The following is a 13,646-nucleotide window of genomic DNA, read 5'->3' on the forward strand; positions in this document are numbered from 1 at the left end:
CCCACACTGCAGCCGAACTTCATTGCCCATTATCAGAGGAAGTCATGGCAGCGCAGCCAATTACATGCATCAGCGACCCTGACTATCCCGGCCATACCTTGCTGCTCTCTCTACCTCACGCCCCCTGATCGGAGATAACGGTTACCGGATATTCCATCAGCAGAGAGCTCGGCTCTTGCCGAGCCGCGCCCCGTGAATCATGAGCGACATATCCGAAGCTCATATCTGCACGACGCATACAAATAGCGATATCACGCAGTTAATCCTGCACGACAAAATTAATCGCAAACAGCGAGGGATATTGAGCAAAGTAACAGTGCGGTAAAACGACGGTAAAAAGGATACAAGCGAGGATGTAGATAGCAGAGCGGCAGAAGGCGGATTGGATAACGACGAGTAAAAAGGCAAAAAATAATGCCACCCAAGGGCGGCATTATTCAATCTCTGAACCTGACGAATTAGATCAGGAAATCGTTCAGGTCTTTACCCAGTGCTACTTGAGCAGCAATGGCTTTCGGCATACGGCCTTGACCGGTCCAGGTTTTTTCCTGACCATCTTCTTCGTACTTGTATTTAGCCGGACGCGGAGCACGCTTGCTCTTGGCAGCGCCAGTCGCAGCAGCTGGAGCAGCGGCAGTCGCCAGCAGCTCGCGAGGATCAATACCAGCCTGCTGCAGCATTTCGGTGAATTCATTCAGCTTGCGCTGACGCTCTTCCTGTTCAGCACGCTCCTGTTCAACAGAATCGGCGCGCTCTTGGTAAACCAGATCAAACTTCTCTTTAGCTTCCAGCAGTTGCTCAAACGGCAGCTCACGAATAGCCGCACGCAAACTGCGAATGTTCAGCAGAACTTTCAGAAACTCGTTCATTATTTCCTCACAAAAAAGTCGGTTACAGGGATACCGTTTCAGAATAGCATGGACAATTCTCGAGAACATACAGTTTTTCTATATTAACGTTCTTTTTTTTCTTAAATTTCACCATCAAGATCGAATGCTTGCCACTATCAATAACAAACTGGCTGGAATGCAGATCTTCTGGGTAGAGTGGTGATTACCATCTTGTGTTCAAGAAACATCAGTATTTCAAGACTCATTAATTTCCAGTTCAGCATCCAACAAAACAAACTCGGTAGCCTGCTTTATAAGCCTGAGCGCACATTTCTACCATACGTTCAACATCATGTGACAAGACTGTGCCTATCTGTTTAGCAATGAACACGTCTAGAACCTGTCCCTTCACCTGATGATGAGGGGGATACTCCCAATTGACTATCAACCCATTCAGCGCCACCAATAAAATTACATATTAATCAATTAGTTGAAAGCAAAGTGTGACATTTCAAATATGCTTTTCGTCGCCCGTTTGACAGACGCATACGTCCGAAAACAGACTGTTCAGATACTAGTTGCCCAGAAGGAAAAAAAAATAAAAAAGCCAGCCGTTTTTAAGGGCTGGCTTTCTATGTATCCAAATAGCACTATTTATTTATGGTTATATTCTTGCCTGATTGGTCAACACCGCTAATCACTGCCTGTGAAGCAGATTCAGTTAAAAGGGGCTCGGTTGGATAGAGCTTAAGTGCTTCTGCCCGCATCGCATTGGCTTCCTCTATACGACCCAATGCATTAAGCGCGATCACCATATTGGCGTATATGTTGGCACGCGGTGTATGGCGTACGAATGCCTGCCCCCACCCCAGATAAGCTTCCAGTTCGGTCTTGTTATTTGTCTGCAAGCCCACCATCAGACGAACTGAGTTCACATCAAATTCCACTCGGGTCAACCAAGCCATGGGATTGACGATATCAAGTAGCAAAGTCGGCTCTTTATACCCACCTCTTTCGTACTTTGTGACTACCCATGCGGTGTGAATTGCTGTGAGCATAAAGGGAACAACCAGCAGCGGGATAGCGATCGCCATAAATCGCAGTAACAACCATGGTCGGCACTCCATATCCCACCATGATGAGCCCCCCTGACTCGCCAGGTTGGTCTCTTCAATTTCGGTATCGATGATATAAATCAGCGTCAGCAAAAGCCACCACAACACGATCGCATGGTAGAGCGGGTATTCCGTCTGGGTATGAAGCAATATCGGCGTAACCAGGGCAAACAGCCCCATGGCATTTACCCAACGCACACTCGCCAGACGCCATAATAATGCGCCCCCCATGATCACTATGCCGACCATGGGTGCAATACCGCCCTCAACAGCCCAATAGAGAAACTCGTTGTGGGGGTGGTCAAGATTGTACTCAATCTGCACCATAGACGGATTCAGTGCTTTATCAGCCATGTAGTGATGGAGAAAAACAGATTCAAAACTGCCGTATCCCCACCCACTCCAGGGAGCTTCGGCAATCAGTTTGGCGCAATAGATCCAATAGATAGGGCGATATCCACCGGACTGATAGATCTCTAATCCGCGCTTTGCTCCTGCCATCCAGTACTGTGATAGAAGGCCAAGGGCTACCGCAAAAATAACCAGAGCCAATACACGCCATAACAATCGATGGCGATGGAGTTGCGGCATCAATAACAACAGCGCTAGCAAGCCGCCTAATTGGCCCACCCGGGATTGCAACACAACCAGCAACAGTGCTGTAGATAGAATGACACCATAGCGCAACGCCATCAGCAATCGACCACCCTCTCGTCGCAATTCCAGCCAGATAGCAAGGGCAAGGCCAGTTGCCATAAACGTCGCCATCACGTTTGGCTGTTGAAAGATCCCGTATGGACGATTGATTTTAGTGTCGTAGCCAATCCAGTTACCCGGCGTCAACAGATAGAACTGAACCAGACCGAGCACTGCCTCCATCGCGATCGCAATCAGGATGAGATAGAGCAAGCGCTCACGCTTCGGCCGATTAAAGCCCCATTGATAGAGACCAAACAAAAACAGCAGACCAGCAAAAAGTCCCAGCAATCGGGGAATAGCATAATCCTTGAATACAAAACCTGGATAGAGCACCGGGAGCAGCAGCAAAAGAGCACCTACCCATAGGCCAGCTTGTAATGAAGAAAAGACCAGACGCTGGCGTAAGGTCACCTGCCACAATCCCAATCCAATAGCGAATGAGGCACACAGCCATCCCCATGCGTTAAATGGCAGATACAGCCCAGCACCACCCGGGTTGTGCATGAAAAAATGCATACCTAGCAACCAATAAAGCATGCCAATAGCCATCATGATTCGCGTTAAGTTCACATCCAGACTCCTTAGGATAACCCCACATTGAAAGAGCACTGAAGAAATATATAAAAAGAGGAGGCTAATGGCCCCCTCTACTCAACCACAAAAATTATTCCTGCTCTGGTCGACGAAAAGCATGCCGAACCAACACAATCGCAACACCCAGCATACCTCCGAGTAAAGTGCCTAATATAACTATCAACGGTCGCTTAGGCTTATCTCTAGTAAAAGGCACCTCGGGGGAGTCAATCATATGAAATGATGTGAAATCAGCATCTATCAACGTCAAGGCTTTCAGGCTATTTAGCTGCTGACGAAATTTAGCAAGCTCAGGGTTTAATACATCAGGCTCTTTTATTCCATCAAGAATACGCAACTTTTCTGCCAACCCTTTGCTACCTAAGTCAATATTAAAAATCGCCCCTGAATTCACACGTTCCAAGGGTCTATCAACACCGGCTACCTCACTAATCATCAGAGCATATTTAGTCTTAACAATCTCATCCTGAAGCGTTTTAAGGGCATCAGACTTTTTATTATCATATTGAGTAGATAGCGTATTTATTGCATTCCTAAGAAGACTTCTTAACTCATTATTTTTTTCTACTATCTGCTGTGACTGAATAAAATTAATATATTTTAATAACCTTGCATTAGCTAGCTCAGCACTTTCTGCAGAAAAAATAAGATTTATATCGCTGCTAGTCTTATCCAATGGCACTGCTGAGATCTGTTTACCAAGCTCATTCATTAATTCTCGCTCACTACTTTTATCCTCAATCCCAGCACGTTTAACTTCCTCAGCAAAAAAACCTTCTTTTATAAGGAATGCTTTCTTGTTGTCCATGCTGTTAAATGAAACCACGTAACTCTTATATATTTCAGCACGTGTTAAGCTCGAAAAGTCGAGTTGTTCAACCAATGAGTAAGGAATACTAGCTTTGAGCTTTGCAATACTTAACTCAAGAGACTCAACCTGTTGAGCCAATGGTAGACTGATCAACGCTTGACTTGTCCACACTTGGCGTGCGGATAAAGCATAGAGAGAAGAAATGCAAAAAAATAAAAAAGATAATGAAAATATAGCTCCCTTATTATGCCAGAGAAGAGAAATCAGCTCACGAAGATTTATCTCATCACTAGTTGCATTCAAAGGCGTTGGTAAGGCATGTCTTGATGGCATTTTATCACCATATGTGAATATAATTTCTAACAATATACCACAATAAGTCGGCTAGAAAACAATTAAGACCTCAATCCAATGAGGTCAGACCATAAAGCGCAGTCTTGCGTGACAACATCTGTCCACCATCACGAGTGAGCGGGACCCAACCAATAGAACCTTTAGTTGTTGTCGGGTGGATCAGCATCAGATCGAAGGGAATTGCAACATAAATGCCTTTGGTGAAACTACCTTCACCATACTCTTCAGAAGATACGTCTGTCAGTGTGGCATAAGCACCAAGCATAACCCCTGAGTCAAACCGTTTTGCAAAATCAAACGTCGCCCCCTTATCACCAGCCAAATATCTCCCTACAGCAATTTTAGCCGTGATGTTGTCAAAATAGGGCAATTGCCAGTAACCAGTCAGGTGCCCAGTAACCACATCGTAATCTGCCATCTTGAGGGTGTTATACCAGTTCCTCTGTTTTACCCAGTTGGTATCAATACCAACCGCCCATGACTTTCCATAAGGACGATATAATGCTTCTCCTCCCACACCTGCATACATCATCTCAAGATAACCACCATACACTTGACCATACCAGTCTGTAGATAACTGTTGTATATTAGTCAACTGCAAATTGTTTAATAAAACATTTGATGAATCTACATACTCACGGATCCATGTTCTGACTCGTGGTAATGCCTCACCATCAGCAGGCGGAGTTTTGTAATTAAACTTATCGTAATTATTAACAACATTAAGAAAAACAGTGCTATCCAATGATACCTGTTCAGACAGGTGCCAACTGGCATTACCATTTATTCCGAACTGATACATATAAAAAGACTCAGGCCCCCCAAAGGATTGATTCAAGTCAGGATCGATCGAGTATGATACTCTATCCTTTTCCTCTTGAAATACTTTCTTGCTACTCTCATAGTTTTTATTGATAGCGCTAGTATAAAACTGTGCTTCATGCTCCTGCCCCAAAGTCTGGGTCACATTAGCGGCTCGCACCGATGGCAGATCGATAATCGTTTCTTGTAGCTTGAAATCATCCTTGCTATCGAGGACATGCACCTTACGTACTGATTCGGGTAAATAATTTGCCGCCAGCAAACCAGTTCGGAGTGTAGATTCAGTTCTATTTCTGTATTTAACCTGCTCGGCAATAATCGTTACCGCAGCATCCTCTTGATATATAGCAGTATCTTTCCAACCGGCATTACTATTCAGGTCACTGGCAAATTGCTTCCAGTCTACATGTGCTACCGTATCAGGCACATTTTCAGCCTGATATTTTTGGCGAGAGTCATCAATATATGTTGGTTTAAGTTCATTGAAATTGGTTCGCATGGTAATCCCCCACATCAAGGTATTTCCTCGCTGCCAATTTAAATGAGTATCAACATTATCTAAAACTCTATATACAACACCAAAGTTCCAAGGACTTTTTTGCACAAAATCGCCCGCAAACTCATGGCTATAATCATTACTATCATACTCAATTTTAAGTCTGAGTGGTTCCCAGGAAGTCTGATATTCGACACCACCAAAAAATGCAACATCCCCATGAAAAAGACTGTCTATTTCAAACTTACCCGTCCTACCTGATGATAATGCTTCATTTCTTTTGCACCAACTCTCTTTATATACACAGAATGGATTTTTGATATTGCCTCCTTCGGCCATATTTCCCCACCCCATGCCAAGAGTAAAATCAAAAGGCCCATAGCGCTTACTGCCAGTAATATACTCACTGTCAAACAACCCGGTGCCCATCAAATCTCTGAAACCAAGAGCAACTTGAGGGGTCCATTGAGACTCCCGCATCAGCCTGAATTTGAAGTCTATCCCTTTATCTTTATATGTTTGATCACCACTGAAATCTTCGTTTTGACTATAAAGTTGTGTTCTCACATCAGTATAACGCAGAGTAGCTTCAAACCAATCAAAGGGTTGAACAGAAATAGACCAACGACGATATTGATCGTTATCAAAATAGTTGGCGCTGAACTCCCCCTCTTTTGCCATTCTTGCAGTCGGCATCTGCATCAGTCCCACACCACCAAAATCACTCTGCGATGGGCCATACGGGTCATTAGCGGGGCTTGTTGCATGCACAACACCACTTACGAAAAGCGCAATAAACGTTACTCTTGGCATCATCATTCAGGTATCCGGTTGGCAAGCAGATTAGCAATACGCAGATTTAGATTCTTATACTTGGCAGGTAACAAGTCTGTATCAAAACCGACAAATAATGTTGCTCCAGCCATCGGCTCACGATGCAATTGATTCCAGACAGCAACAGGCACCAGCGAAACCTCGCCTGTTGGTTGAATCAAATATGCTTGAGCCAAGTCGGCCCCCGCTAACAACGAATATGCTTGCCAGTAATCTGCCAAACCAGCACCTTCGCGTAAAAGTTGTCTAGCGGTTCCATTAATTAGGCCAGTAAAATAGATAAACTGACTACGAGGAGATATAAACAGTGTGTAATCACCAGATAACAGCGGATTTTTATCTTCATGAGCACGATTGATAACAGGATCGATAGCTATGGGTAATCGCCCTGTAACATTGAGACGGTCAATCTCAATAATAAGTTGCTGTAAAGATTGTACCCATGCCCCCATGTTACCATCACGCATCCAGTGTACTTGCAACGCCTTCAGGTCACTCAACAGATTCATTTTATCTGCTATTATTTTAGCATGAGACTGAGGATGACTTATCTGCGCACTGCGCCAATATGTTTCAGAGGGTAATTGTGAGGATAGTAAAAGATCAGCAAGTCTAGCCCCAGATAATAACTTTACTGTGGCAACTGAATGATTGGAATAAACCACATCTACTTGACTACCAGATTCCGCACTATACACCGTGAGAGCAGGCAATAACAAAGCTAAAAGAGTTCTCAATTTCATGATAAATATGGTTTCAAAATGGTCATTTTGATAACTGGCATATCAGGTCCCAGCTGCTGTTCTGTTCTTAGCACTTCGCCATTATGTTGATCAACCCAAAATTTGTTTAACCACTGTTGATTGAGTGATGGAATCTCAATCAATTCTTCAAAGAGCAAGGCTTGATAAGATTTCCCGAGGATCACAAGCGTGTCAGCTTGAGGAGGTTTAACACTTGCACGCACCTGATAGCCGCTTACGTAGTCTTTAGTCCATTCACCTCGATACGACCAAGACTGGTAGACTTGCTGGCTTTTCTCATTAGTTAAAAATACCTTCGTCAGACGCAAAGGATCAGAACTGGCCCCAATCTCACGAATACTATAGAGGTCATTATCCAGACCAGCCGTCTTGATAATACGTCCATACTTGGTCACAAAAATATTTTTGTCTGCTCCAATCCAGGTAAGTGAGTTATCTGGATCAGCAAATGCTAATACTACAAATGCTTGTGGGTTATCACCTACTTGCAGATAGGCGCTAGCGTAGGGGATCTTGTTCACTTGTTCGGCAGTCAGCTCAACATCTGGATTACCCCAAGCGGCATATCGTAGTGTTGCAAATGTATCTGACCCAGTGGTCGAGCATCCACTTAATAAAAATAATCCTAAAAATATCAATTGACGATTGAAAACCATATCAACAGAGCTCGGTTTGAAAAGAAGAATGCTAAAAAATAAGGCTACCAAAGGTAGCCTATATATTAAGAATTAATAGCCACCATTACTTGGTAGCAGTATTGATGGTAGCAGTGCCGGTATTATCTTTACCAGCTTCAGAAACGACCAGTGCGGTCAACGCAGCAACACCGACACCAATGGCAACGGCAGTGGTAGTGCCAATGGCAGCGCCGGTAGCAGCAACACCACCAGCAGTACCACCAGTGGTAGCAGTAGTAGCAGCAACTTCTTCAGCAGCAAACGCATTAGTTGACAGAGCCATCAAAGCGGCTAAAGTTATAGCAGACTTTTTCATGCAAACATTCCTTATCATGAGTGAGTTAAGAGAATATAGGATAATCCCAAATTGAGAATTTGACCAGCCATCACGTGATACGTTTGAGTCAAACTCTCGCTTCATATAGCTACCACACAAGCCACAATTATGCCACCTTGCGACGCATAGCGTGGCGAACCAGCAGCAGAACAATACCGAACATAGTACCAAGTACAGTACCAAGTACCACGATCAGCGCGCGCTTGGGCTTTAATTTCTCTTCAGCTACAACCGCAGGGTCCAGGGTTTTGAACACATACTCCTGGTTGACTTCAGCCAGCATCAGCGTTTTGGTTTGATCTTCAATCAGTTGATAAAAAACCTTCTGCATATCAGCTACTGGCGTCTTCTCAAGCTGGGACTTAAGGTAAGTAATGTTACGGATAGCATCATTTTGATCGCGCGTTTTCATGGTCGCGTTGAGATCTGAAACCAACCAGTCAACCCACTGCTTAGCAAGTTGTGGGGAGTAGAAATCAACCACAACAGTCACCAACCCGGACTTGCTATCCTGGCTGACACTCGCCAGCTTGCGAAATGCCTCGACCAGCTCCCAATCCGTAGGCTCCACAGACTTTCCATTTGGCACTTCGCGGACCCACTTTTTGTGAGTTAAGTCATAAATATCTTCATCAATAATGAGCTCACCAGTTACTTTGTCTGCCCTTGAGGCTGCAATCAATGGCACTTCCAGTTGATGCTCCCGGATAAAATGGCTTAAAAACTGACGTGATTTACCTATTTCAACAGTAATCGCCGTTTTATCAGCCTTATCACTCTTCAAATTGATACCAGCCAAATTGGCTAGCCCGCCGAATTGGGCAGCCATTGCAGAAAGCCCGTTCCCCTGTTGTTCTGATGACGGAGCAAGTAATGCTTCTGCTCGATAAACATTAGGGAGTGATATGGCAATAACAATAGATATTGCAGCGCCGAGCAAAGTGGTCATAAATAGCCATAACTTTCCCCGCCACAGTGCCATGAACAATTCACGCAAATCTATCTCATCATCTGCCACAGGGGGCATAGCCAGTGAAAATGAAGGCTGTTTTTTTATGTTTGTCATATAAAACCGGATGTTAAAGAGGCCAAGCATTGTGGTCGTCACCTGGCCAGGTAGCTATCAAAAAGGAGTCAATATTACTTGACTGCACTCCAAGCAACACCCAGTTGATAGAGGATCTGGGTTGCAGAGGTCATGATACTCAGGTTATCCAGATAATCTGTATCCACCGGAACCACGATTGTGTCGCCAGGTTCCAACCCTTTCCGACCACCAAACCAGCTATCACCAGGCAACATGACACTGCCGTTGGCTTTAATAACATAAATTCGGTCAGTATCCGCTTGTTTCTTGGTGCCACCGGCACGGCTCAGATAATCGCTGACACTCAACTCGCCATCATAAACGTGAGAAGAGGGAAACTGCACCATACCTTGAATAGACACCACATTTTGCAACGCAGGAACATACACCTTGTCGCCATCTTGTAACATAACATCCGCATTCTTTTCACCACTTAAAATAGCAGGCATATTAATCGTCATACGACCAATTGCTTTGGTATTTTCCAGCTGATTAACAACTGTCATAGCCTCAGCAGGAGAGCTATTGTAGTTTGCAATGCTGGATTGCCGACGCAACGTCATTGTTGCAATTTCTTGTTTCAATTCATCGCGCAACAACTCAAGACGTTCAGCTTCCTGCTTGCGCAGCGCTTCACGAGCAAATACTGTCCCATTTGGATTGGCATAGGGCGTAATACCACCGACCCGCTGAATCAAATCACGCAAACTCTCGCCACGGCGAACAGTATAAGTCCCCGGAAATTTTACTTCGCCAAAGACTTGAACAGTTGCTTCCTCACGCCATTGAGGATGCGGTAATACATTCAAGCTATCTTTGGATTGAACCAGTGGCGAACCATTCACCCGATTTGCAGTAGCCAAATCAAGCCGCTGATTTTCAATCGAGATATCATTGCCGCGCTCGTTTACACGGGATAACTCAATTATGTTTGCCTTTTCATTAAAACCACCAGCAGCCAAGATCAAATCATGAGTGCGACTATAAGGCGTCAGAGGATACACACCTGGATATTTCACCTCACCGCGAACCTCAGCAATCTGTACCGGCTTACCCTGTGCAGCCTGAGCTTTCAAACGCTCAATAACCGGCGCGAGCAGGGCTTGACGAGATGCCCCAACCATTGCCTCCGTCTCTGTAGAATCAGATGCCTTGGCGAGAGTCATTTTATCTTGCTTGTTAAGCTCTACAGCCTTAACCACCGCACCCGTACTATTTTCCACGGCGTCAGCTTGCAGCTGAATACGTTGCTGAGTCTGCTGGTTAAGCCCCTCGGAAGATGAGTGACTATTAGCCACTTGCTTCAATCTATCTGTTGCATCATTACTAAAAATCAACACCTGATCACGCGGCTGTAAGCGGATATCATCCTCTCCACCAGGCATTTGCAATGCACGCCCCAAATTAAATTGCAGCACCTCAATATTTCGCTGAACATCCATTTCACGCACAACCAAGGCATAGTTGAGATCTGTCACCGAAGTCAAGTCGCGTTCAGCGCTTTGCAGCACACGACTAATCCGCATGCCAGGCTCAAAACTAAAGACACCATCACGAACTACTGCACCTTTCACTACAACAGCCTGACTGTATTCTGTGGTGCTTGGCTTGACATTAATTTTGTCGCCATCACGAACGACAAACTGGCGGTCATGCTGATTTGACAAGTTCAGGTTAAAAACCCGCATGCCACTCTCACCATAGCGAGTGACTGACACCTCATTCAGTGCCGAGGCTTTCATTCCGCCCGCCAACCCCAAGACATTACTCAGAGCGGCAGGGCCACTCAGTTCGTAAATAGCAGGGCGTTTGACAAGACCATCAATACTCACCTCATTGCCTTTGGCAGGGATAAAAACTGTATCGCCAGAGCGCAACCGAATATCCTGGCTGGTGTCCCCCCAAACCAACATCTTGTAAAGATCAACATCAATGACTTTATTACCAGCACGCTTGACCTGGATCTTGCGCAATGAGCCAACGGTATCAATACCACCTGCAGCCTGCAGAGCCTGAGTCACAGTCGCCATACCATTAACATTATAAGCCCCGGGGCGATAAGCATCGCCCATGACAAATACTTGCATGGTACGCAGAGCACCGAAGCTGATAAAGGCTTCAACCCCAATTTTCTGCTCTTTAATTCGGCTCTCAAGCTCACTACGCAATTGCTGGAATGATTGCCCGGAAGCTGCTATTGGTCCCAGCGAGGGGAAATCGATAAACCCTTCCCGCCCTATTGCGAGGGTATAGGTCACATTTTCCTTGCCATAAAGCTGAACCCGAATTTCATCACCAGGCCCCATAACATAATCATCTGCTACCGGCATATCGACCACGGGAGCATCGGTTAGAGGTTCACCGGCAAAAACATTGTAGCCAAAAGGCTGCAACGTTCCCTCTTGCGCAACACCTGCAACCAAAGGCCGCTGGGAAACTTGGCTATAATCAACCTCCCGAGGAGCTGCTACCGGCGCAGTATTAACCGGTGTAACGCTACTTTTTTGTCCTGCCCCCCCCAGCTGAGAGGTATCGACACCATACTGTGCAGCCAATGCCTGCTGCTGGGCAGGAGACAACTGTTTAAATTTAGCCATCATATCCGGTGTTATCTGTGGAGCACAGAATGCAACTGACGACATGATCATGAATAATGAAGAACAACCTAATCCACGCATCAAAAACTGTCCCATAATATTATAAACCCGCTTAATAAAATCCATTTATTTTTAATAATAAAAATCAGTAAGCTCCCTCTCGATTAAACACTACACTGACGGTTTTAAACAAAATAGCAATATCATTCCACAACCCCCAATTTTTAACATACCAACTATCAAAATAGACACGCGTGGAATAATCAACATCATTTCGACCACTCACCTGCCAAAGGCCTGTCATTCCAGGCTTTGCCATTAAATAATACGATTTGTCATCACCGTAACGCTCAAGCTCCTCTTCAACAACTGGCCTTGGTCCAACAAGACTCATCTCACCTCGCAAGACATTGAACAGTTGGGGGAGCTCATCAAGACTAGTTTTTCTCAAAAAATGCCCCACGGAGGTAATACGTGGATCATTTTTCAACTTAAAGTCTTTATCCCACTCCGCTTTTGCATTTGCATCTGTTGATAAAAGATGTTCAAGAACTTCCTTTGAATTTATAATCATTGAACGAAACTTAAGGCATTTAAACTTTCTACCATACTGCCCAACACGTTCATGCCCATAAAGTGGGGATGCACCATCACGAGACACCTTCCAACCAATATATAGCAAAAATGGTGATAGCAAGCACAAAAGAATTGATGACACCAAAATATCGAATAATCTTTTTATTATACGCGAAGATAGTCTAGCCAAATTGTTATTAACGCGTAACATCATGAGCTCATGACTAAAAAAATGCGATACATCTGTGCCGTAAAGCGGTACACCACGCATGGCGGGGATAACAGATATGTTTCTCATCCCATGAGATGATAAATATCTTAGCCATTCATCCCTTAGATCACTTTGTCCATACTCCAAAGCGATGAAAACTTTGTAATGAGAAAGTTTCTCGATCACTCCCTTTGGCGTTTCCACGATAAGGGGGATAGAGGTAACTGGGGAAGAAGAGCATGTATCACTAGGGGATACGAATGCCGCCACATGGAACCCTAGCAGCTTATCACTATTAATCGCTAACAATGCCTCCTTGGCGTTATTTTCACAACCAATAATAAGGCTTGGCATTTGCCAACAACCATGCCTTATTAATTCCCTCTTTATCAACCAGCGACAAGTTGGCAATATAAGCAAGAGTAGAGACCAGAAAAAAAACCACTGATAGCGAGAGAAATCCCATTTCGATACAGCGATAACAGCGAGATCTATGACAGCAAAAAACAACAGCATCCGCATGATCTCTTTTAACTCATTCCAAAATGGCTTACGATAAGTATAATGCCTTGAGTAAATCCAAGAGAAAAATATTATGGCTAGAGCATATAAAGAAAAACTCCATACTCTCGCCGTGTCAGACCCAGAGTTGAAAACATTAACCAATGCAACATGTGTTCTTAGACTTTCAATCCACCATGAAGTCATAAAGGCTATTAATATTGAAAAAACATCACTTCCAACTAATGACCAACGATTAATTGTTTGAGAGTATTTATCTTTTTCTGAACTGAGCAAACAGTTGAGCTCTTTGTGGTCCATATAGATCTCGATAATTAAAA

General features: G+C 44.4%; 10 protein-coding genes. All 10 read right to left on the reverse strand.

What is annotated here, in order from left to right; genetic code table 11:
- Positions 1–458: 458 nt before the first annotated feature.
- Complete coding sequence (locus ACTG2W_RS06185) at positions 459–869, reverse strand: H-NS family histone-like protein (RefSeq protein WP_005344269.1); 411 nt, start codon at positions 867–869, stop codon at positions 459–461.
- Between the two features lie 611 nt (positions 870–1,480).
- The gene (locus tag ACTG2W_RS06190; RefSeq protein ID WP_106842588.1) at positions 1,481–3,196 is read right to left on the reverse strand and encodes a PglL family O-oligosaccharyltransferase; all 1,716 of its coding nucleotides are present in this window, start codon (positions 3,194–3,196) and stop codon (positions 1,481–1,483) included.
- A gap of 112 nt (positions 3,197–3,308) precedes the next feature.
- Positions 3,309–4,382 carry a Wzz/FepE/Etk N-terminal domain-containing protein gene (locus ACTG2W_RS06195; protein WP_106842543.1) on the reverse strand — a complete coding sequence of 358 codons (1,074 nt, stop codon included), beginning with the start codon at positions 4,380–4,382 and terminating at the stop codon, positions 3,309–3,311.
- Positions 4,383–4,452: 70 nt separating this feature from the next.
- Complete coding sequence (locus tag ACTG2W_RS06200) at positions 4,453–6,540, reverse strand: YjbH domain-containing protein (RefSeq protein ID WP_106842542.1); 2,088 nt, start codon at positions 6,538–6,540, stop codon at positions 4,453–4,455.
- The gene (locus tag ACTG2W_RS06205) at positions 6,537–7,298 is read right to left on the reverse strand and encodes a capsule biosynthesis GfcC family protein (protein WP_106842541.1); all 762 of its coding nucleotides are present in this window, start codon (positions 7,296–7,298) and stop codon (positions 6,537–6,539) included. Before ACTG2W_RS06205 ends, ACTG2W_RS06200 begins: the two co-directional genes overlap by 4 nt.
- The gene (locus ACTG2W_RS06210) at positions 7,295–7,975 is read right to left on the reverse strand and encodes a YjbF family lipoprotein (protein ID WP_128836157.1); all 681 of its coding nucleotides are present in this window, start codon (positions 7,973–7,975) and stop codon (positions 7,295–7,297) included. Before ACTG2W_RS06210 ends, ACTG2W_RS06205 begins: the two co-directional genes overlap by 4 nt.
- Before the next feature lie 85 nt (positions 7,976–8,060).
- Complete coding sequence (locus ACTG2W_RS06215; RefSeq protein ID WP_106842539.1) at positions 8,061–8,312, reverse strand: hypothetical protein; 252 nt, start codon at positions 8,310–8,312, stop codon at positions 8,061–8,063.
- Between the two features lie 127 nt (positions 8,313–8,439).
- Complete coding sequence (locus ACTG2W_RS06220; RefSeq protein ID WP_440016106.1) at positions 8,440–9,429, reverse strand: Wzz/FepE/Etk N-terminal domain-containing protein; 990 nt, start codon at positions 9,427–9,429, stop codon at positions 8,440–8,442.
- A 44-nt stretch (positions 9,430–9,473) separates the two neighbouring features.
- Entirely contained in the window at positions 9,474–12,143 is a 2,670-nt protein-coding gene (locus ACTG2W_RS06225) for an SLBB domain-containing protein (protein ID WP_440016107.1), read from the reverse strand.
- A 19-nt stretch (positions 12,144–12,162) separates the two neighbouring features.
- Positions 12,163–13,626 carry an undecaprenyl-phosphate galactose phosphotransferase WbaP gene (gene wbaP / locus ACTG2W_RS06230; protein WP_159143411.1) on the reverse strand — a complete coding sequence of 488 codons (1,464 nt, stop codon included), beginning with the start codon at positions 13,624–13,626 and terminating at the stop codon, positions 12,163–12,165.
- Between the last annotated feature and the right edge of the window lie 20 nt (positions 13,627–13,646).

This window comes from Aeromonas sp. 96A (assembly GCF_051919165.1).
GTDB classification, from domain to species: domain Bacteria; phylum Pseudomonadota; class Gammaproteobacteria; order Enterobacterales; family Aeromonadaceae; genus Aeromonas; species Aeromonas veronii.

What these genes read in the sequence shown, in the direction of transcription:
- ACTG2W_RS06185 (WP_005344269.1), bottom strand. Translation starts at nt 869, where the DNA reads ATGAACGAGTTTCTGAAAGTTCTGCTGAACATTCGCAGTTTGCGTGCG.
- ACTG2W_RS06220 (WP_440016106.1), bottom strand. Translation starts at nt 9,429, where the DNA reads ATGCTTGGCCTCTTTAACATCCGGTTTTATATGACAAACATAAAAAAA.
- ACTG2W_RS06225 (WP_440016107.1), bottom strand. Translation starts at nt 12,143, where the DNA reads ATGGATTTTATTAAGCGGGTTTATAATATTATGGGACAGTTTTTGATG.
- ACTG2W_RS06195 (WP_106842543.1), bottom strand. Translation starts at nt 4,382, where the DNA reads ATGCCATCAAGACATGCCTTACCAACGCCTTTGAATGCAACTAGTGAT.
- ACTG2W_RS06200 (WP_106842542.1), bottom strand. Translation starts at nt 6,540, where the DNA reads ATGATGATGCCAAGAGTAACGTTTATTGCGCTTTTCGTAAGTGGTGTT.
- ACTG2W_RS06190 (WP_106842588.1), bottom strand. Translation starts at nt 3,196, where the DNA reads ATGATGGCTATTGGCATGCTTTATTGGTTGCTAGGTATGCATTTTTTC.
- ACTG2W_RS06210 (WP_128836157.1), bottom strand. Translation starts at nt 7,975, where the DNA reads ATGGTTTTCAATCGTCAATTGATATTTTTAGGATTATTTTTATTAAGT.
- wbaP (WP_159143411.1), bottom strand. Translation starts at nt 13,626, where the DNA reads ATGGACCACAAAGAGCTCAACTGTTTGCTCAGTTCAGAAAAAGATAAA.
- ACTG2W_RS06205 (WP_106842541.1), bottom strand. Translation starts at nt 7,298, where the DNA reads ATGAAATTGAGAACTCTTTTAGCTTTGTTATTGCCTGCTCTCACGGTG.
- ACTG2W_RS06215 (WP_106842539.1), bottom strand. Translation starts at nt 8,312, where the DNA reads ATGAAAAAGTCTGCTATAACTTTAGCCGCTTTGATGGCTCTGTCAACT.